At 56.5% G+C, this 20,702-nt stretch carries 15 protein-coding genes and 3 tRNA genes; 11 read left to right on the top strand and 7 right to left on the bottom strand.

Annotation, left to right across the window (positions count from 1 at the left end; genetic code table 11):
* Positions 1–17: 17 nt before the first annotated feature.
* Positions 18–899, bottom strand: a complete 882-nt coding sequence (gene rlmB, locus QE408_RS17305) for a 23S rRNA (guanosine(2251)-2'-O)-methyltransferase RlmB (protein ID WP_306933282.1) — start codon at positions 897–899, stop codon at positions 18–20.
* 223 nt (positions 900–1,122) lie between these two features.
* Here rlmB and QE408_RS17300 point away from each other — a divergent pair.
* Positions 1,123–1,207, top strand: a tRNA-Tyr gene (locus tag QE408_RS17300).
* A 25-nt stretch (positions 1,208–1,232) separates the two neighbouring features.
* A tRNA-Gly gene (locus QE408_RS17295) sits at positions 1,233–1,306 on the top strand.
* A 620-nt stretch (positions 1,307–1,926) separates the two neighbouring features.
* On the opposite strand, the gene QE408_RS17290 is transcribed toward QE408_RS17295, so the two are convergent.
* From QE408_RS17290 to QE408_RS17270, 5 genes are all read right to left on the bottom strand, one after another.
* Complete coding sequence (locus tag QE408_RS17290) at positions 1,927–3,879, bottom strand: glycosyltransferase family 2 protein (RefSeq protein WP_306933280.1); 1,953 nt, start codon at positions 3,877–3,879, stop codon at positions 1,927–1,929.
* Entirely contained in the window at positions 3,848–5,089 is a 1,242-nt protein-coding gene (locus QE408_RS17285) for a hypothetical protein (RefSeq protein ID WP_306933278.1), read from the bottom strand. Before QE408_RS17285 ends, QE408_RS17290 begins: the two co-directional genes overlap by 32 nt.
* A 301-nt stretch (positions 5,090–5,390) precedes the next feature.
* The gene (locus QE408_RS17280) at positions 5,391–6,884 is read right to left on the bottom strand and encodes an HlyD family efflux transporter periplasmic adaptor subunit (RefSeq protein ID WP_306933275.1); all 1,494 of its coding nucleotides are present in this window, start codon (positions 6,882–6,884) and stop codon (positions 5,391–5,393) included.
* 491 nt (positions 6,885–7,375) lie between these two features.
* On the bottom strand, positions 7,376–7,498 hold the full coding sequence (locus tag QE408_RS17275) for a hypothetical protein (protein ID WP_306933273.1): 123 nt from the start codon (positions 7,496–7,498) through the stop codon (positions 7,376–7,378).
* 243 nt (positions 7,499–7,741) lie between these two features.
* Entirely contained in the window at positions 7,742–8,374 is a 633-nt protein-coding gene (locus tag QE408_RS17270; RefSeq protein ID WP_306933271.1) for a TerC family protein, read from the bottom strand.
* A gap of 350 nt (positions 8,375–8,724) precedes the next feature.
* Here QE408_RS17270 and tuf point away from each other — a divergent pair, with 350 nt between their 5' ends.
* On the top strand, positions 8,725–9,900 hold the full coding sequence (tuf, locus tag QE408_RS17265; RefSeq protein WP_306933249.1) for an elongation factor Tu: 1,176 nt from the start codon (positions 8,725–8,727) through the stop codon (positions 9,898–9,900).
* Positions 9,901–10,140: 240 nt separating this feature from the next.
* Here the strand turns inward: tuf and QE408_RS17260 are convergent, their stop codons facing one another.
* Positions 10,141–12,156, bottom strand: a complete 2,016-nt coding sequence (locus tag QE408_RS17260) for a methyl-accepting chemotaxis protein (RefSeq protein WP_306933269.1) — start codon at positions 12,154–12,156, stop codon at positions 10,141–10,143.
* 464 nt (positions 12,157–12,620) lie between these two features.
* Here QE408_RS17260 and QE408_RS17255 point away from each other — a divergent pair.
* The 8 genes from QE408_RS17255 to rpoB all read left to right on the top strand — a co-directional run bounded on the left by QE408_RS17255 (position 12,621) and on the right by rpoB (position 20,700).
* Positions 12,621–12,696 (top strand) — tRNA-Trp (locus QE408_RS17255).
* 187 nt (positions 12,697–12,883) lie between these two features.
* The gene (gene secE, locus QE408_RS17250) at positions 12,884–13,084 is read left to right on the top strand and encodes a preprotein translocase subunit SecE (RefSeq protein ID WP_003523719.1); all 201 of its coding nucleotides are present in this window, start codon (positions 12,884–12,886) and stop codon (positions 13,082–13,084) included.
* Between the two features lie 21 nt (positions 13,085–13,105).
* Entirely contained in the window at positions 13,106–13,636 is a 531-nt protein-coding gene (gene nusG, locus QE408_RS17245; protein ID WP_296075560.1) for a transcription termination/antitermination protein NusG, read from the top strand.
* A 218-nt stretch (positions 13,637–13,854) separates the two neighbouring features.
* Positions 13,855–14,286: a 50S ribosomal protein L11 gene (gene rplK / locus QE408_RS17240; protein WP_062588826.1), complete on the top strand. Its 432-nt coding sequence runs from the start codon at positions 13,855–13,857 to the stop codon at positions 14,284–14,286.
* 2 nt (positions 14,287–14,288) lie between these two features.
* Positions 14,289–14,984 (top strand): 50S ribosomal protein L1, encoded by a 696-nt coding sequence (gene rplA / locus QE408_RS17235; protein ID WP_296075533.1) that lies wholly within the window; start codon positions 14,289–14,291, stop codon positions 14,982–14,984.
* A 361-nt stretch (positions 14,985–15,345) separates the two neighbouring features.
* The gene (gene rplJ / locus QE408_RS17230) at positions 15,346–15,864 is read left to right on the top strand and encodes a 50S ribosomal protein L10 (RefSeq protein ID WP_306933260.1); all 519 of its coding nucleotides are present in this window, start codon (positions 15,346–15,348) and stop codon (positions 15,862–15,864) included.
* A 58-nt stretch (positions 15,865–15,922) separates the two neighbouring features.
* On the top strand, positions 15,923–16,300 hold the full coding sequence (gene rplL, locus QE408_RS17225; protein WP_004442635.1) for a 50S ribosomal protein L7/L12: 378 nt from the start codon (positions 15,923–15,925) through the stop codon (positions 16,298–16,300).
* Between the two features lie 260 nt (positions 16,301–16,560).
* Positions 16,561–20,700: a DNA-directed RNA polymerase subunit beta gene (rpoB, locus tag QE408_RS17220; RefSeq protein ID WP_306933257.1), complete on the top strand. Its 4,140-nt coding sequence runs from the start codon at positions 16,561–16,563 to the stop codon at positions 20,698–20,700.
* Positions 20,701–20,702: the final 2 nt, after the last annotated feature.

The following is a 20,702-nucleotide window of genomic DNA, read 5'->3' as shown; positions in this document are numbered from 1 at the left end:
ATCCGCCGGACAGACTCTCACGCCTTCGTCAAAAACTGCCGCGTTGCATAAAGCGCAATGGCGGCCGCATTCGAGACGTTCAGCGACTTGATCTCACCCGGCATGTCGAGGCGCGCCAGATGCGTGACCGTTTCGCGTGTCTTCTGACGCAGGCCTTTGCCTTCTGCACCGAGAACCAGGGCAATCTTGTCGCCGCTGAAGGTCTGCTCGATAGGGGCGGGGCCTTCCGAGTCGAGGCCGATGGAAGTGAAGCCGAGCTTGTGGAGTTCACCCAGAGCATCCGCCAGATTGGTGATCTGGATATAGGGGATCATTTCCAGCGCGCCGGATGCGGATTTTGCCAGCACGCCGGATTCGGTCGGGCTGTGGCGCATGGTCGTGATCAACGCGCCGGCGTTGAAAGCAACGGCTGAGCGCATGATGGCACCGACATTGTGCGGATCGGTGACCTGATCGAGGACCAGAATCAACGGGCTTTCCTTCAAAGCCGAAAGCTTGCGAACCGGCAGCGGCCGGGTTTCCAGCATCACGCCCTGATGGATGGCGTCCGGGCCGAGAACCTTGTCGATGTCCTGCGGTGCGACCATCTCGACCGGGAAGGGCTGGGCGTCAGCTTCACCTATTTCCAGGCGCGCGAAAGCATTTTGTGTCACGGACAGCTTGATGAGCTGCCTTTCCTTGTTGGCGAGGGCGGCACGCACCGTATGCAGGCCATAAAGATAGACCTGGTCGGCGCCAAGCTGCGGCGGCTTCCAGTCATCCGCGCCTTTGTTTCGGCGCTTCTGTTGGGGCGGCGTGGGGATTTCTCCGCGTTCGCGCTTGCCGTCGCGCACAGCGCGTCGGAGATTGGCATAGTGCGTATCGCGGGTGGATTTGTCTTTGGGATCGTCTTTGCTCATGCCGCCTTATATCTCTGCCACGGCATCCGCACCAGTCCCCACCGCGTCAGCTCGAGCCATCCACAGGGCTTTGACACCACTCGAATTTTTTCCTGAATTTTCGACACACATCGTGTTGACAGAACGATGAAGGGCCGTCATATACGCGGCCACAGACGACGAACGGCGCAGCGCCGAACGGACATCTGGACTAAGCTTGGTCGCTTGATCCTCGCAGAATACTGGAGGGATGCCCGAGTGGTTAAAGGGGACGGACTGTAAATCCGTTGGCTCAGCCTACGTTGGTTCAAATCCAACTCCCTCCACCATTCTGCACGGATCAGAATCACCGCCGCGGGTATAGCTCAATGGTAGAGCAGCAGCCTTCCAAGCTGAATACGCGGGTTCGATTCCCGCTACCCGCTCCAATGTTTCCAATGATTTAGAAGAATGCCGTGTCGTTCGTGTCAGGTTCCGGTGTATCCCTGCATTCGCAATTTTTCCAATTGCTTGCAGGTCGTCGCTACGGCCTTGCTCAAGTGCTTATACTGCTCACGCGTGTCTGACCGGCATTATCTCCTGCGATAGATGTTATTGTTCGAGCCGCTATCAGCCCAGTCCCTTCCGTTCTCGCGCCGCCAGTCGCACTTACCGGCGTAAGGGTGGGATACATCGTTCTGGCCGTTATCGCATGACTGGCCATGTAAGCCTGCTCCACGATAGTCAAAGCGATTATATTGTTCGCCTACGCAACCACTCAATATGCCTACGGATACGAGGCAAATCGCTGCACCAAGAACTCTCATAGATTTATCTCCTCAAGAGGGAGAATAACTCTGTCCGATGGGCGCAGTTCCCTTTTGAGGCAGGGGGCACGTGTTATCTGTACGGCCGCGGGCCAAGGCCCAGGAGTGCACAAGAGAGACGCGCCGCCATCTTACAGCGACCGCTCATGCTTAGAGCGGGCTTGGCTGTAGCAACTGCGGGTCCTCAATCCATGTTTAGATGTGTACCGCAAAACGGAGCGACGCGTCGGTGCAGGACGGTTTCAGCTGGCAAGCGCTCGCTTCATGAGGAGCTGGAGCGACTGTATCAAATTGCCAGTTTCGGCAATGTGACTGGGTGAGCGCCCGAAGAGTTGTTGTAGTACCCACCGTTTTTGCTCAATGTCGGGTTTGATGGTGAAAGCGCCGCGATCTCCTTGCGTCAACTCAAGCCACCCGGCGCCCGGTATCAGCAACTCGCCCGACACCACTGACGAGGGGACGGAAAGCTCGATTTGCTCCGTCGAGAGCGAGGTAATTTGGGTGGAAAAGGTGTTTCCTCCGCTGCGGATTGTCGCCGGAATAGAGACCGCAATCGATTCTTCTTTCCCGAAGCGTGGAAGCTCCACGCAGACGATGAGGCTGATAAAGGAAATCAGCATTGCAACCGCAGACCAGACGAGATTGAGGATATCGGCTGGGGATAGTTCGGTCGGCCTGTCCAGGCCGAAGATCACTGAAAGGATGGAGGCTGCGGACAGGCAGGCCACGATGCCAAAGAAGAGCGCTGTAGGCCTGTGAATGCGAATGACGGAGCGATCTCCGCCTTTTTCCGTGACTTTGAAGGGTTTGCCGAAGGGACTGCGGATCGCCTGGAGCAGGCACATGGTGACGGGCAGCGCCGTCAGCGCATGAGTCACTTCGGTGAATATTGGTAGTGTGCGACCGCCCGATATCCAGGCGGAGTAGATCCAGAAAATGAACAAGGAAGAAATGCCGTATTTCATGAACAGGAGTTCGTCGGCCTGAAGTGCGGCAACGCCTAGGAACCAGTAGATGGACGGCGCAAGCAAGAGGCACAGGATGAAGGGTTTGCAGAGCCAGTTCAAAAGTCCATGCAGGTAATGCAGGCGCTGACGCAGGGAAAACTTACCCCTCCAGAGCGGTCCGGTTTTCAACAGGCCGATCTGGATCGTTCCGAGACACCAGCGGGTTCTCTGGGTGATGTATTCCGGAATGCCTTCGGCAGAGAGGCCGACGCTGAGTTTCTCATTAAGCCAGCGGGTGACATAGCCTTTTTCCAGCAGCCGGTAGGTCAACAGCATGTCTTCCGAGAGCGCTTCATGCGGAAATCCGCCGAGTTCATTGACGTAGGCCCGGCGGACGACAAAGCTCGTACCGACACAGAAGGCACAATCGACGGCATCCTTGGCGGGCTGGAACGTGTCGAAAAAGACTCGCTGGTCGTCGACGAAGCTTCGGCTCAGTCCGAGATTGTGCTGTATAGGATCGGAGTTGAAATAGAATTGCGGTGTCTGCACCAATCCGATTTTCGGATCACGGAACATGCCGGCGACACGCAGCAGGAAATCTTCCTGAGGCGCGAAATCGGCGTCCAGCACCATGATCAAGTCCGATGGATTTTCCGTTGCATTCGTCGCTCTCAGAGCGTTGTCGAGATTGCCCGCCTTGGCATGCTTGTTATCCGGGCGGGTTAGATATTCGATGCCGACTGCCTGGCAATGGGCTCTCACTTCTTCCCGTCGCGTGTCGTCGCAGACGATGACATTCAGCTTCGGGTAGTTCATCGCTTTGGCGCAGAACATCGATTTCTCAAGAATGTGCAGAGGCTCGTTGTAGGTGCAGATGAATACCGTGACCGAGGGGAATGTATCCGTCGCAATCATGGCCTGCTGCGCCGCGTTCGCTTGCGGGGTGCGGTCGGTTCGTCTCAGCAGAATAATGATCGAGGCCAAGGCGTAGACGATCGAGATGGTTTCAAAGGTGAAATATATATATTGCCACACGGCCTCGAAAGTCAGTTCAGCCTCTGGCAACGTGTCGGCCGCGCGCCAGATGAGGTAGAGCGAAAGCGAAGTGAAGACGATTGCGCTGAATATATATCGATCGATCGGATTGTCTGGCGACGACAATTTCGAAAATGCCAGAAATCCAAGCGCTACGCCGATATCGAAGAGCAAGATTTCAAGAACATTGTTTTCTATCCCGAACAGCATGACGCCCTCTTTGATCGACGAAAGGGTTGAAATCCATCATGGCGAGAACCGTCCAGGCGGTCGCGCCAAGATGAGGCCAGCGATAGTAATTGAAGTCTCCTCCGCTGCCGTCCGCTCCGACGGTCAGCTTCGTGGAGATTTGCGGTCTGTCTGTTGCCAAGATGAGGCCGGTTGACTGATCGCGATTGGTCATGATGGTGTGGAGCAACTTCTCCGCTTTGCCGTGGTCTCCGAAGGTGGTGAAAAGAAGAGCAGCCTGAGCGCTTCCTTCCATCCACACGCCGTCACGATCATCGTTGAAATCATAGCCGTTCGCGACGGCATTCTTGATGTCGATGATGGAGCGTACGTCCTTCCAGGCCGGTAATTCATGCGGATCGATGGCGAGAAATGGCCAGAGTTGAACGTCGAGATAGGTGCCAGCACTGACATTGGGGATGTCTTCCGATGTCGTCCCGATGAGAAATCCCTTGCCAGGTCGGTACATGGACAGGACGAAATCCCTGCTGCTGCATCGCAAGCGCTTCCATTGCGGGTCTTGATCAATTTCGGTCAGCCATGATCCCAGCGCTGCAACGTCGATATTATGCTCCGTCGACTTCCACGGCACGCGCGAGGGGGATGGCTCGAAACCGGCGAAGCCTCCTGTGACGCCATTTCCAGTATCGAACTGCGATACGAAGCGCGCCATTGATTTGGCCGACTGCAGATACCGATCGTCACCTGTTGCCGTGTAAAGATGTAGTTGTGAAAGGGCTGCCCAGGCCATGTTTCCAACCGCGGTGCTGGCCTGATATGCATCCTCCTGCCATCGTGCGGATTTTTCATCCCACCATCCAGCAAGGTTTACCGGTGTGGACATGGCGCCTGACCGATAGGCGTTTCTCAACCGCCCATCGCTATAGTGTCGATCATGGTCCTGTGCCGTGATCAGCCCGTCGCCAATTCGTTTAGCCGATTCAAGATCGCCACATGCCAGAAATGCCATGCTGGCCAATGCGTTATCGTAAACGAATGCTACATCCTTCAGTGCCTTCGAGCGTTCGTCGTCCGGCAAGGATGGATAACTCGCGATCAAGCCAGCGTTGCTATCCTGGTGTTTCTGCATAGAACTGCAGAGTTCTTTTGCCTGCTCCTGTTGCATGGCGAAGGCTCTCAACGGGGAGAGGGGAAGGAGTGCCAGCAGAAGAAGCATGAACCGGAACGTCATGGCGGTTAGTCCTGCTTTGAATCTAAGGAGCAAGTCCGGCAAGGACCGCTTCAGTTCCATTGCTCTCGTTGTTTATTTCGATGCAATCTTACGTCCCGAAAATCGATTGCGATTTTCGGACTATGGTTGCAGATGCAGAGATTGAGGGATGGCTTAGATAGAGAGGGCTTTCATAAAGCGCGTCGCGATCTTTCAGATTCGCGCGTGACGCTCATCCGCTTTTCTATCGCAGGTCGCTATCGAAAAATGCTTCACGGCCTTTGCGCAATCCGCTTCAGGCCCACTCTATCTTATTGCGTCGTCAGCTATTCCGAGGTGGTTCCAGCGACCGAACGGGGCGATTGGCGGCTTCAAATTCGCGATCATCGGGCGCGAGCAATGAAGAGACCGCCAGATAGCCCTGACTGACGGTATTTTGCGCGTAGGTGAAAGCAGCTGTTGCGGTCGTCGCCGTATAGTCCACGACGTCTCGGGCTACCTTCTCCAGGTCTTTGCGCAGCGGTCTGAGTTCCCGGGCCAGATATCGACCCCCGTCATAGACGCGATCCGCGCCCGCTGCCAACGCCGATTGGGCGTCATCGACCCACTGCCGCTTCAAGGATACGCTGACCCATGTTCCGACCGAACAGAACTTCGCCATTTGACGGCGGTCCTGTCGGCTGGCCTCATCCGGAGAAATATAGGCGTAGAGTTCACGGCGTTCTGTTGGCGGGAAGGGTACGGCGTAATCAAGATCGACCCGTTCCGTCGTCCGCGGCACCAGGCGTGTGACCACGCCGGTAAGGGGAGTACGGTCGTTGCCAATCGTGACGTTCACATTCGAGCCGACCGAAAGCGCCTGGGCTTCCCGCTCGGAAAAAATCGCCACAACAAAGGCGTTCTGGCAATTAATGGCCTCTGCCACGGTATCGCCAGGGCTCACCTGTTTTCCAACTTGTGCAACCGTACGATAAAGAACGGAAGATGGATCCGCGGCGATTTCCGCCTTGTTCAACCGGGCAACACGCGCATCCTCTGCTCCCAGCAGAGAGGCTAATTCCGTCTTGCGCGTTTCCAGCGACGCCGCCTGCAACTCTATCTGGGAGTAATCGGCTTTCCTCGCCCTGATTTCCCGTTCGAGATTTGAAAGGGACTCGTTTTCCGTGCCGACATAGACCCGATTCTTCAGATTATCGAGAATGGCCTGAAGCCGGGCGGTATTGACGATTGCTGCCTCTGTGGAGGCTTCTTCTTCCGCTAACTTGTTCTCGATCTCCAACTGAGTTCCTGCAACCGCTCCTTTATCGATAAGTCGAAGCTGACGATTGAGGTTAATCTTGCTGGTTTCGGCTTTCAGCTTTGCCGACCTCATGGAGATATTGGCATTTTCGAGCGCGTTCTCCGATAGCGCGAGCACTGCCTGTCGTTGACGCTCCAAATCCCCTTCCATATCGGCGATGCGATCACGATAGTCAGCGAGGATTGATTTTTTAAGATCGAGTTCGTTTTGCAACGACCCCATCTGCATTTGAAGACCGATGAGCGTGGAGCGATCGACGCGATCGTTTTGTATAATTGCAGAAAATGGTGATGCGTCGCCCGCCGAGGTGCCGGCAAAACCAGTAACGGTGCCGCCAATCGGTGAGGTTAGCGGAGTAATGGGCGCGTTGACGACCGCTCTGCTTGATGAAGACGTAAATAAAGGCGGAGCAACAGACGACATGAATACGGCGGACACAACTCCGATCACGCCGTAAGAACCAATTTTTACTGAAGATAAGATGGTAGAGTCGCGTTTGTTTTCTTGCGGAACCATAGCATGTATCCTTTAAAAATACAGTTACAGGCTCCTCCCGATGCACTTATCTGGAGTTAAGAATTCGTTAACTTATATTTTTTGTCAACAATAAATTATAGATGTCGAAAATATTCATCAAAACATCTACTAACTCTATCTTAAATTAACCCTGCGGTTGCTTTTTCTATCTTAGGATGTCTCTCGGGTGTAAAATTTGGCTGACTTCTCACAACTGAAGCCGTTGCTAAATCGCTGAAAGCGAGCGTCTATAAATGCGCCAATATCGATGTGAAGGGGAGCATTCTATGACTTGCTCCGACGTGTGACAGTGGAGCTTGAAAGGACAATAGTCGCGCGCGGTAACGTGATGCCTCATTGGCGATGGGAGACGAAAGCAGTCAAGACCTATCAAAAGTCAGTTGATTACGCTTGGGAGGTCAATTGCCGCGCGACGCAAAGATTGAAAGGCCTTCCGCTTGCAAAATCGCTTGGTGCGCGGCGTGTCACTATCAGCCAATTTTCATATACAGCAACTGTGCAAAGAACGCGGCCAACAGCATGACGGTGAGTGCTGCGCCGATCTTTAACTGTCGAGTGCGTCGCGTGCGGCCGCCGGACCAGTCATAGGCCATGGGTTCAGACATCCTTTTGGTTATTCGTTATGTCTAAAGTAGTGGTCTTCTATGCTTGTGTGAACCTGACGGCAATGACCAGAAGGGACAGGCGAGTTCTTTGACTTGTTTTAAAGTCGGGTGATGGCGAAGCGAAGAATCACTTTGTCCGCTCCTCCCTTCGTATCCTTGGTTTTCGATGGAGAATAGGAGCCCGGCAAATCCGTGTGCGGGCTCCTGTGCTCAAGAGTTGGCTCAGTTCTTTTAGCTGACGTAGGGCTGGACATAGGGCCAGACTTCGACAGCGCCATGGTAAAGCATATTGAGCGCGACGTAGACGATGACAGCGAGGCCGACATAGGAGATCCAGCGATAGCGGTGCAGCAGCTTGGCGACGAAGTTCGCGGCAAGGCCCATCAGCGCGATCGACACCACGAGACCGATAATGAGGACGGTCACGTGGTCCTGTGCGGCGCCGGCGACGGCCAGAACATTGTCCAGTGACATGGAAACGTCGGCAATGACGATCTGGGTGGCGGCCTGGAAGAACGTCTTATGACCTTTGGTCAGATCGGCTTCCGCATCCGTGACCGTTTCGCCTGCAGAGGCGTTCTGTTCGCGAAGTTCGCTCCACATCTTCCAGCACACCCAGACGAGCAGGAGCCCGCCGAAGAGTTGAAGGCCGACGATGGCAAGCAATTGCACGGTCAGCGCTGCAAAAGCGATACGCAGCACGGTGGCGGCGATGATGCCGACAAGGATCGCCTTTCGGCGCAGATGAGCGGGAAGGCCTGCGGCGGCAAGACCGATAACGATGGCATTGTCACCTGCGAGAACCAGGTCAATCGCGATGACCTGTAGGAAAGCGGTGAAGCCAGCTGCTGTAAAGATTTCCATTCTATATCCCGAAGCGTAAGCAAAGGGCCGCGCGAGAAGCGACGCCGAAGTGATGTGTAAAGAGCGGTAGAGCCTGTTCAAATCGCCGTATCCCCCTGGCGATCTCGTCTGGCAATATGACAGGAATTGGATTGACGTAAAGAGCAGGGGCCGCGCAGCCGCTCAACTGGCCCATTAAAGTGGTTGATAAACGGGTGAAACATCCCCATATGGCGCCAATCCAGCCGCTTTTGGCTGCCGATTCCGTGCCTCGACAATTAAGTCTTGCGCATTCGGTTACAAACCCTTAAACGGCGACACCAAACCGGTTCGCCGGGGAAACTACTTCACGTTCACAGGAAGCAATTCACATGGCAAAGAGCAAGTTTGAGCGGAATAAGCCGCACGTCAACATCGGCACGATCGGTCACGTTGACCACGGCAAGACGTCTTTGACTGCGGCGATCACGAAGTACTTCGGCGAGTTCAAGGCGTATGACCAGATCGACGCGGCTCCTGAAGAGAAGGCTCGTGGTATCACGATTTCGACGGCGCACGTTGAGTATGAGACGCCGAACCGTCACTACGCTCACGTTGACTGCCCCGGCCACGCCGACTACGTGAAGAACATGATCACCGGTGCTGCGCAGATGGACGGCGCGATCCTGGTTTGCTCCGCTGCTGACGGCCCGATGCCGCAGACGCGCGAGCACATCCTGCTTGCTCGCCAGGTTGGCGTTCCGGCGATCGTCGTGTTCCTCAACAAGGTCGACCAGGTTGACGACGCAGAACTTCTGGAGCTCGTCGAGCTTGAAGTTCGCGAACTTCTGTCGTCCTACGACTTCCCGGGCGACGATATTCCGATCGTCAAGGGTTCGGCACTTGCCGCTCTTGAAGATTCCGACAAGAAGATCGGCGAAGACGCAATCCGCGAGCTGATGGCTCAGGTTGACGCCTACATCCCGACGCCTGAGCGTCCGATCGACCAGCCGTTCCTGATGCCGATCGAAGACGTGTTCTCGATCTCTGGCCGTGGTACGGTTGTGACGGGCCGCGTTGAGCGTGGTATCGTCAAGGTTGGTGAAGAAGTCGAAATCGTCGGCATTCGTGCGACGTCGAAGACGACTGTTACCGGCGTTGAAATGTTCCGCAAGCTGCTCGATCAGGGCCAGGCTGGCGACAACATCGGTGCACTGGTTCGTGGCGTACAGCGCGATGGCGTTGAGCGTGGTCAGATCCTTTGCAAGCCAGGTTCGGTCAAGCCGCACAAGAAGTTCATGGCAGAAGCCTACATCCTGACGAAGGAAGAAGGCGGCCGTCATACGCCGTTCTTCACGAACTACCGTCCGCAGTTCTACTTCCGTACGACTGACGTTACCGGTATCGTTTCGCTTCCAGAAGGCACGGAAATGGTTATGCCTGGCGACAACGTGACTGTTGCCGTTGAGCTGATCGTTCCGATCGCGATGGAAGAAAAGCTGCGCTTCGCGATCCGCGAAGGTGGCCGTACCGTCGGCGCTGGCATCGTTGCTTCGATCATCGAGTAATCTTTTCCCGCAAGGGATTTGAGAAAGCCCCGCTGGCGACAGCGGGGCTTTTGCTTTTTCGGGTACGTGGGATGTGTCTCCAACAGATCTGGCTGCTAGCCGGCAGAGTTGGGTCTGCGCTCGGACTTCGCGTAGAAACAAAAACATCCGGTGAGAGGACCCACCGGATGGACGTTCAAAGACCTATTGTCTGATGGTCGCCAGTCCGCCTCATTGGGACTGGGGTGTTAATCGTCGCCTTCAGAACTCCTCCCACTGACCGGGAGAAGCAACTGCCGCTGTTCTTCCGCTGAACGCTCTGCTCAACCTGCCGCCCAATGCGCGGGCAGGAGAGAGGATTGGCGCTGCATCGAGTGGTGCCGCGCGAAGGGCAGGGGCCGTATCGTCCAGCTTGAACCGGGTGATGAGGCGGGCGAGATTGGACGCCTCGTCGGCTAGGCGGTTGGAGGAGGCCGTCGATTCTTCCACCATGGCGGCATTCTGCTGCGTCATCTGGTCCATGTGATTGACCGCGGTGTTGACCTCCGACAATCCAGTAGACTGTTCCCGCGCTGCGGTGGCGATCGAGTGGACATGCTCGTTGATCTTGACCACATGGCTCTGGATCTGGCCCAGCGCTTCGCCCGTTGCCGTGACAAGCTTGACGCCGGACTTGACCTCGTCGCCGGAACGGGAAATCAGTGTCTTGATTTCCTTGGCGGCGTTGGCGGAGCGTTGTGCGAGTTCGCGGACCTCTTGGGCAACGACGGCAAAGCCCTTGCCAGCTTCGCCGGCACGGGCCGCTTCGACACCGGCGTTGAGGGCGAGGAGGTTGGTCTGGAAGGCGATCTCGTCGATCACATTGATGATCTGCCCGATCTCACCCGATGCCTGTTCGATGCGACCCATGGCAGAGACGGCATTCCGCACCACCGCGCTGGACTGTTCGGTTGAGCGGCGTGCCTCATCAACCATATGGCTTGCTTCGGTTGCGCGCTCGGTGGAGTTTTTCACCGCGGCAGTGATTTCTTCGAGCGCCGCAGAGGTCTCTTCAAGAGAGGCTGCCTGCTGCTCGGTGCGCTTGGACAATTCTCCGGATGCCGTGCGCATCTCGCCAGCGCCACCGTTGATGGTCTCGATCGCAACCCGAACCTGTCCGAGGAGGTGACGGAGGTTCGCCATCGTGTGGTTGACGTTGTCGCGAAGTTCGGCAAAGGCACCCTGAAAGTCGCCATGCATGCCGGCCGTCAGATCGCCGTCCGAGAGGGCGGAGATCACGCGGCGGGTCTCCGCAACACCGCGATCGACGGAGGCAACCAGTTCGTTGACCTGCGCTGCGAACCGGTCGAGATCGACATTGTTGTAATTTTTGGTGATGCGCTTGGTGAAGTCGCCCGCCACCGCCGCCGAGACCACCTCACCGATATTGGACTGAAGGTCGGCGCTCTTTGCCTGCAGCGCTGCTTCTTGCGCATTCATCTCCCGTACTTTGATTGCGTTCTGCTTAAAGACTTCGACCGCGCGAGCCATCTCGCCGAGTTCGTTCTTCAATTCAGTGAAGGGCACGTCGACGTCGAGATCGCCGTCGGCCAGCCTGCGCATAACAGCTGTAGAGCTGCCAACAGGTTCGGCGATGCCACGATACAGCGCGAAGCCGCCAAACAGGGCGAAACCTGTGAGGCCGATCAATCCGCCGATGTTTACCCAGTCTGACGTTGAAACCGCTGCATCGCCGTCGGCACTGCGCGATGCCATCAGGGTGCGTTCGGTTTCCTGAATGTCACCAATGGTGCTGCGGATCTTGTCCATATAGGCTTTGCCAGCTCCCTGACCCTCAAGCTCTCTTGCCTGCTCGGAACTGGCCGCATTGCGCATCAGAGCGATCTCTTTTTCCGCGATGTTCGTGCGCCAGGCCTTCGCCTGTTCGTCAAGAGCGGCGAGCCTTTGCTGCTGGGCGGGATTGTCCGCGGTCAATTCCTTTGCCTTGGCTAGTCCAGTCTCATAGTCCTTGATGCCACCGCGATAGGGATCCAGAAACTCGTCTTTGCCGGCGATAAGATAGCCGCGCAATCCCGTTTCCTGGTTGACGATGGCAACAAGAATGCTGTTCGTCGCCCGGTAGACTTCATTGGTGTGCTGGATCCAGCCATTCGTCTTGTCGATAAAATGAATACTGCGATAGTTCAGAATGCTAACCGTCGCCGCGACAACGATAAGGATCGCGAAGGTGATCGTGATCTTGAGAGAGGTCTTCATATGTTGCAGTTGCTTCATCATGTGTCTTAGCCGAAGATGATCGAGGAGCACTAATGCGACCGACCAGCATGGCTGGACACCCGCACCGCCGAAAAAGCGCGCGGGAAGCCATCATCTCTTCCTGCAGCATAAATGTATTACGAAGGGCCGCTGCAACTCATTCGAGCGGCGTTGGTCCTGCGGTCTATCAACAGACACAGCAAGCCGAGCGTATAACGACACGATACCCAAATTGGTTCACCCGGTTATTCGAATTTTTCTATGGAGATGCGAAATATATTCGATTAATACTTTGTTAATATTCTACAGGCGCCGCCTATACGAAGCGAGCGCCTATATGGTTGCGCATCTTCCTCCTTGTCTCTCTTGCGGGGCACAGGATTTAGGAAAAAAGCAAAAACACCCTTGCCAATCTCGGCGCTCCGCCTTAAAGGAGGCGCACACCGCACGGGCGAGGCGAAATGCTGAGTCTGGGTTGGTCTTAAAGGGGTATAGCTCAGTTGGTAGAGCGGCGGTCTCCAAAACCGCAGGTCGGGGGTTCGAGCCCCTCTGCCCCTGCCACTTCCTCACTCGCAAGCGCGCAACTTCGCTGCATGGCGGATGGGGTGCCGGGTATCCGGTGAATTCGCCGAATGTCGATTTCCTCTTGTTAAAAGGGGAATCGGTGTTTATGTAGGGTCAAAACAGACACGCGGTGCGTGGGGCTGATTAGTATCGGCTTTACGCGCCGTAATTGCGTGGGCAGTCAATGGCATCCAAAACCAACCCGTTTACGTTTCTGCAGCAGGTGCGCGCCGAAGCGTCGAAGATCACTTGGCCATCGCGCCGCGAGACCATGATTTCCACGGCTATGGTGCTGGTTATGGTCATTTTTGCGGCTCTGTTCTTCTTTGCGGCAGATCAGCTCATCGGCTGGTTGCTCAGCCTCGTGCTGAACGTCGGCCGCTAACGAATTGAACGGAGAATTATAATGGCAGCGCGTTGGTATATCGTTCAGGCCTACTCGAATTTCGAGAAGAAGGTTGCTGAATCGATCGAGGAAAAGGTTCGCCAGAAGGGTCTGGACCATTTATTCGAGAAAATCCTCGTTCCGACCGAAAAGGTCGTCGAGGTGCGTCGTGGTCGCAAGGTCGATAGCGAGCGCAAGTTCTTTCCAGGTTACGTGCTGGTGCGCGCCAACCTGACGGATGAGGCCTATCACCTCATCAAGAATACGCCGAAAGTCACCGGCTTCCTCGGTTCCGACAACAAGCCGGTTCCGATCCCGGACTCCGAGGCCGACCGTATTCTCGGTCAGGTTCAGGAAGGTGTCGAGCGTCCGAAGTCTTCGGTCTCGTTCGAAATCGGCGAGCAGGTTCGCGTCTCCGACGGTCCGTTTGCATCGTTCAACGGTGTTGTTCAGGATGTCGATGAAGAGCGCTCGCGCCTCAAGGTCGAAGTTTCGATCTTCGGTCGCGCCACTCCGGTGGAGCTGGAATACAATCAGGTCGAGAAGGTCTGATAAGGTTTCGAAGGGCAGTTTTGTCCTTCATCAAATACATCAGGACATTCGAGCAAGCATTTGCTTCGAAAGCTTGATGGGATGCGGCCACGGTCGCAGAGCGCGTGGAAGATCGTCTGGCTCTTAAGCCGGGGCAGGGATCGAACCACGCAACCGCAGCCGCCGGATTTTCCGGCATATGGGCCGGGCAACCGGTTCGATTTGAAAGGCAGAGAGTAATGGCTAAGAAAGTTGCAGGCCAGCTCAAGTTGCAGGTAAAGGCAGGATCGGCCAACCCGTCCCCGCCAATCGGCCCTGCGCTTGGTCAGCGTGGCATTAACATCATGGAATTCTGCAAGGCGTTCAATGCCGCCACGCAGGAAATGGAAAAGGGTATGCCGATCCCGGTCGTCATCACCTATTACCAGGACAAGTCCTTCACCTTCGTCATGAAGCAGCCGCCGATGACGTACTGGCTGAAGAAGGAAGCGAAGATCACCTCCGGTTCCAAGACGCCTGGCAAGGGCGCCAAGGTCGGCTCCATCACCAAGGCTCAGGTCAAGACGATCGCAGAAGCCAAGATGAAGGATCTGAACGCAGCCAACATCGAAGGCGCAATGGCAATGGTTGAGGGCTCTGCCCGCGCCATGGGCCTGGAAGTGGTAGGTTGATCATGGCTAAGCTTGCAAAGCGCGTACAGAAGACCCGTGAAGGTGTCGACCCGAACAAGCTCTACGTCCTGACCGACGCCATCTCGATGGTTAAGGAACGGGCTGTCGCCAAGTTCGACGAAACCATTGAAGTTGCAATGAACCTCGGCGTCGACCCGCGTCACGCCGACCAGATGGTTCGTGGCGTTGTCAACCTGCCGAACGGCACAGGCCGTGACGTTCGCGTTGCTGTCTTCGCTCGTGGCGCCAAGGCTGACGAAGCTAAGGCTGCTGGTGCAGACATCGTTGGCGCTGAAGACCTGCTGGAAACGGTTCAGGGCGGCAAGATCGATTTCGACCGCGTTATCGCTACCCCTGACATGATGCCGCTCGTCGGCCGTCTCGGCAAGGTTCTCGGCCCGCGCGGCATGATGCCGAACCCGAAGGTTGGCACGGTTACGATGGATGTCGCTGGTGCCGTCAAGGCTTCCAAGGGCGGCGCTGTCGAGTTCCGCGTCGAAAAGGCCGGTATCGTTCACGCTGGCGTTGGCAAGGCTTCGTTCGATGCCAAGGCGCTGGAAGAAAACATCAAGGCTTTTGCTGACGCTGTCATCAAGGCCAAGCCTACGGGTGCAAAGGGCAACTACGTCAAGCGCGTAGCGATCTCCTCCACCATGGGCCCAGGCTTCAAGATCGACCCTTCGTCGGTTACGGCCTAATCCATTCGCCGCGCTTCTTAAATGAGGCGCGGCAACACAGATTTCCGGCTCGCAAGGGCCGGAAATTTCCGGGGTAACCCGGAATTCCTGTCCGAGATTGCAGGTGGCCGTTATCCTTAGGGATCTTGGCCTTAATCATTCAACCTGCATGAGACGGGTAAGAGCCCGGATTTTCGCATCGAGACGATGCTAAATAATCCGGTTCGAACCTGATGTGCCTGTGCCTGAAGCCGTTTGCGGCGACAGAGCGGGGGACAGGATCCTCAAGCGTCGCTTGGGATTTCGGTAACGAAATTCCTTGAGGCAAAGGCAAACCCGATGGGTGCACATTCAATGTGTAGTCATCTACTGGAGACAGACAGTGGAAAGAGCGGAAAAACGCGAATTCGTCACGGAGCTGAACGAAGTCTTCAAGGCTTCCGGTTCAGTTGTCGTGGCCCACTATGCTGGTGTCACAGTTGCGCAGATGAACGATTTTCGTTCGAAAATGCGTGCTGCTGGCGGCACCGTCAAGGTCGCGAAGAACCGCCTGGCCAAGATCGCTCTTCAGGGTACGGAGTCGGAAGGGATGTCAGATCTCTTCAAGGGACAGACGCTGATTGCATACAGCAATGACCCTATGATTGCTCCGAAAGTCGTCATGGACTTCGCCAAGACCAACGACAAGGTCGTTGTTTTGGGCGGCGCCATGGGCGCAACCACGCTCACAGCAGATGCAGTCAAGTCGCTCGCGACCCTGCCTTCGCTGGATGAGCTGCGTGCGAAGCTGCTGGGCCTTCTCAATGCCCCGGCAACTCGCGTCGCAACGGTTGTTGCAGCACCGGCAAGCCAGCTTGCTCGTGTGTTCTCGGCTTACTCCAAGAAGGACGAAGCCGCTTAAGGCGGTTTTTCGCTGTAAATATTCAAACCGGTTCGAACCGAATTAAAGGAACTGAAAAATGGCTGATCTCGCAAAGATCGTAGAAGACCTCTCCTCGCTGACCGTTCTGGAAGCTGCTGAGCTTTCCAAGCTTCTCGAAGAGAAGTGGGGCGTTTCCGCTGCTGCTCCTGTAGCAGTTGCTGCTGCTGGTGGCGCTGCTGCCGCTGCTGCTCCGGAAGAAGAAAAGACCGAGTTCGACGTTATCCTGGTTGACGCTGGCGCCAACAAGATCAACGTCATCAAGGAAGTCCGTGGCATCACCGGCCTCGGCCTGAAGGAAGCTAAGGACCTCGTTGAAGGCGCTCCGAAGCCTGTCAAGGAAGCTGTTTCCAAGGCTGAAGCTGCTGACCTCAAGAAGAAGCTTGAAGACGCCGGCGCTAAGGTCGACGTTAAGTAATCTTGCGATTGCTGATGGGAGAAGGAAAAATCCTTCTCCCATTATTGCTCTGTCTGAAACCGATTACCCAAGAACCGCCTGAAAACGGTTCTTGGGTAATGGGTTCTTCAAGAGAATGGTTCCGAACCGGCTCATCAGGCAATCCGGCCTGATCGATCCGGGAGGTGGAACGAGGTTGATTTTACCCATTATTCGACGGGGTCGACTGGCCATCGGTTCCCGTCCGTTGCAGGCCCGGATGCAATTTTAAAGGAGCGACGATGGCTCAGACCCTTTCGTTTAACGGTCGTAGGCGCGTACGCAAGTTTTTCGGCAAAATTCCAGAAGTAGCGGAAATGCCGAACCTCATCGAGGTTCAGAAGGCTTCGTATGACCAATTCCTCATGGTTGACGAGCCCAAGGGCGGACGTCCCGACGAGGGATTGAATGCCGTATTCAAATCCGTATTCCCGATCACCGACTTCTCCGGCGCGTCCATGCTGGAATTCGTATCCTACGAATTCGAAGCACCGAAGTTCGATGTCGAGGAATGCCGTCAGCGCGATCTGACCTACGCAGCGCCGCTCAAGGTGACGCTGCGCCTTATCGTGTTCGATATCGACGAGGATACAGGCGCGAAGTCCATCAAGGACATCAAGGAACAGTCCGTCTACATGGGCGACATGCCGCTCATGACCAATAACGGCACGTTCATCGTGAACGGCACCGAGCGCGTTATCGTGTCTCAGATGCACCGTTCGCCGGGTGTCTTCTTCGACCACGACAAGGGCAAGAGCCACTCTTCCGGCAAGCTGCTCTTTGCTGCGCGCGTCATCCCTTACCGCGGTTCGTGGCTCGATATCGAGTTCGACGCCAAGGATGTCGTGTTCGCGCGTATCGACCGTCGCCGCAAGCTTCCCGTGACCTCGCTGCTTATGGCGCTTGGCATGGATGGCGAAGACATTCTGTCGACCTTCTACACCAAGGCGACCTATGTTCGCGAAGGCGACGGCTGGCGCATTCCGTTCCAGCCCGAGACGCTGAAGAACGCCAAGGTCATCACCGACATGATCGACGCCGATACCGGCGAAGTCGTTGTCGAAGGTGGCAAGAAGCTGACCCCGCGCCTGCTGCGTCAGTTGACAGACAAGGGCCTGAAGGCTCTGAAGGCCAGTGACGAAGACCTGTATGGCAACTTCCTTGCCGAGGACATCGTCAACTACGAGACGGGTGAAATCTATCTCGAAGCCGGCGACGAAATCGACGACAAGGCACTGACCGTCATTCTCGGCCATGGCTTCGACGAGATTTCCGTCCTCAACATCGACCACGTCAATGTTGGCGCCTATATCCGCAACACGCTTGCTGCAGACAAGAACGAGAACCGTCAGGACGCTCTGTTCGATATCTACCGCGTGATGCGTCCAGGTGAACCGCCGACCATGGATTCTGCGGAAGCCATGTTCAACTCGCTGTTCTTCGACGCCGAGCGTTACGACCTTTCTGCCGTCGGTCGCGTCAAGATGAACATGCGTCTCGACCTCGACGTGGAAGACACCGTGCGCACGCTGCGCAAGGACGACATCCTGGCCGTGGTCAAGATGCTGGTCGAACTGCGTGACGGCAAGGGCGAGATCGACGACATCGACAACCTCGGCAACCGCCGTGTTCGTTCTGTCGGTGAGTTGATGGAGAACCAGTATCGTCTGGGTCTGCTGCGCATGGAGCGCGCGATCAAGGAACGTATGTCCTCGATCGAAATCGACACGGTGATGCCGCAGGACCTGATCAACGCGAAGCCGGCCGCAGCTGCCGTTCGTGAATTCTTCGGTTCTTCGCAGCTGTCGCAGTTCATGGACCAGGTGAACCCGCTTTCGGAAATCACCCACAAGCGCCGTCTTTCGGCTCTTGGGCCGGGCGGTCTGACCCGCGAGCGCGCAGGCTTCGAAGTCCGCGACGTTCACCCGACACACTACGGCCGTATTTGCCCGATCGAAACGCCGGAAGGCCCGAACATCGGTCTGATCAACAGCCTGGCGACCTTCGCCCGCGTCAACAAGTACGGCTTCATCGAAAGCCCGTACCGCAAGATCGTGGACGGCAAGGTCACCACCGACGTGATCTACCTCTCCGCTATGGAAGAGGCGAAGTATTACGTTGCACAGGCCAATGCCGAGCTCGATGCTGAAGGTGCATTCACGGAAGAATTCGTGGTCTGCCGTCATGCGGGCGAAGTTATGCTGGCTCCGCGTGACAACATCAACCTGATGGACGTTTCGCCGAAGCAGCTGGTTTCGGTCGCTGCGGCTCTCATTCCGTTCCTGGAAAACGACGACGCCAACCGCGCTCTCATGGGCTCGAACATGCAGCGTCAGGCCGTTCCGCTTCTGCGTGCCGAAGCGCCGTTCGTCGGTACCGGCATGGAGCCGATCGTTGCCCGTGACTCCGGCGCTGCTATCGCAGCCCGTCGTGGCGGCGTGGTCGACCAGGTGGATGCGACCCGTATCGTTATCCGCGCAACGGAAGATCTCGATGCTGGCAAGTCCGGCGTTGATATCTACCGCCTGCAGAAGTTCCAGCGTTCCAACCAGAACACCTGCGTCAACCAGCGTCCGCTGGTTTCCGTTGGCGACGTTCTGAACAAGGGCGACATCATCGCGGACGGTCCTTCGACCGATCTCGGCGACCTGGCACTTGGCCGTAACGCGCTCGTCGCGTTCATGCCGTGGAACGGTTACAACTACGAAGACTCGATCCTGATGTCGGAGCGCATCGTCTCCGACGACGTGTTCACCTCCATCCACATCGAAGAATTCGAAGTGATGGCCCGCGACACCAAGCTTGGTCCGGAAGAAATCACGCGCGACATTCCGAACGTTTCGGAAGAAGCGCTGAAGAACCTCGACGAAGCCGGTATCGTCTACATCGGTGCGGAAGTTCAGCCTGGCGATATCCTCGTCGGCAAGATCACGCCGAAGGGCGAAAGCCCGATGACGCCGGAAGAAAAGCTTCTGCGCGCCATCTTCGGTGAAAAGGCTTCCGACGTTCGCGACACCTCCATGCGCATGCCTCCGGGCACGTTCGGTACGGTCGTCGAAGTTCGCGTGTTCAACCGTCACGGCGTCGAAAAGGACGAACGTGCGATGGCTATCGAGCGCGAGGAAATCGAGCGCCTGGCCAAGGACCGCGACGACGAGCAGGCCATTCTGGACCGCAACGTCTATGGCCGTCTGGTCGACATGCTGCGCGGTCAGGTTTCGATTGCCGGTCCGAAGGGCTTCAAGAAGGGTGTTGAACTGTCCAACGCCGTCGTCTCCGAATATCCTCGCTCGCAGTGGTGGATGTTCGCTGTCGAGGACGAGAAGGTTCAGGCCGAGATCGAAGCTCTGCGCGGTCAGTACGACGAGTCCAAGTCGCGCCTTGAACAGCGCTTCATGGATAAGGTCGAGAAGGTCCAGCGCGGCGACGAAATGCCTCCGGGCGTCATGAAGATGGTCAAGGTCTTCGTTGCTGTTAAGCGCAAGATCCAGCCGGGCGACAAGATGGCTGGCCGTCACGGTAACAAGGGTGTTGTCTCGCGTATCGTGCCTGTCGAAGACATGCCGTTCCTGGAAGACGGTACGCATGTCGACATCTGCTTGAACCCGCTGGGCGTGCCTTCGCGCATGAACGTCGGTCAGATCCTCGAAACGCACCTCGCATGGGCTTGCGCCGGTATGGGCAAGAAGATCGGCGAGCTGCTCGACGAGTATCGCAAGACGATGGACATCACCGACCTGAAGAACGAGCTGACGGAAGTCTACGCGTCCGAAGCGAAGGACGAAGTGTCTTCCTTCGACGACGATGCGCTGGTGCGTCTGGCAGAACAGTCCCGCAAGGGCGTCTCCATCGCAACGCCGGTCTTCGACGGTGCGCATGAGCCTGACGTTGCTTCCATGCTGAAGCGCGCCGGTCTGCATGAGTCCGGTCAGTCGGTTCTCTATGATGGACGTACGGGTGAGGCTTTCGACCGCAAGGTGACTGTCGGCTACATGTACATGATCAAGCTGAACCACCTTGTCGACGACAAGATCCACGCTCGCTCGATCGGTCCTTACTCGCTCGTTACCCAGCAGCCACTGGGCGGCAAGGCGCAGTTCGGTGGTCAGCGCTTCGGGGAAATGGAAGTCTGGGCTCTGGAAGCTTACGGCGCGGCCTACACGCTGCAGGAAATGCTCACCGTCAAGTCGGACGACGTGGCGGGCCGCACCAAGGTTTACGAAGCGATCGTCCGTGGTGACGACACCTTCGAAGCCGGTATTCCGGAGAGCTTCAACGTTCTCGTCAAGGAAATGCGGTCTCTGGGCCTCTCCGTCGAGCTGGAAAATTCCAAGCTCGAAGAGCAGCAGGCTGCCGATCAGCTGCCTGACGCGGCGGAATAAGA

Source organism: Agrobacterium larrymoorei (assembly GCF_030819275.1).
Lineage (GTDB): Bacteria > Pseudomonadota > Alphaproteobacteria > Rhizobiales > Rhizobiaceae > Agrobacterium > Agrobacterium larrymoorei_B.
The sequence above is the reverse complement of the archived record's forward strand: the minus strand, read 5'-3'. Positions and strand labels throughout refer to the sequence as shown.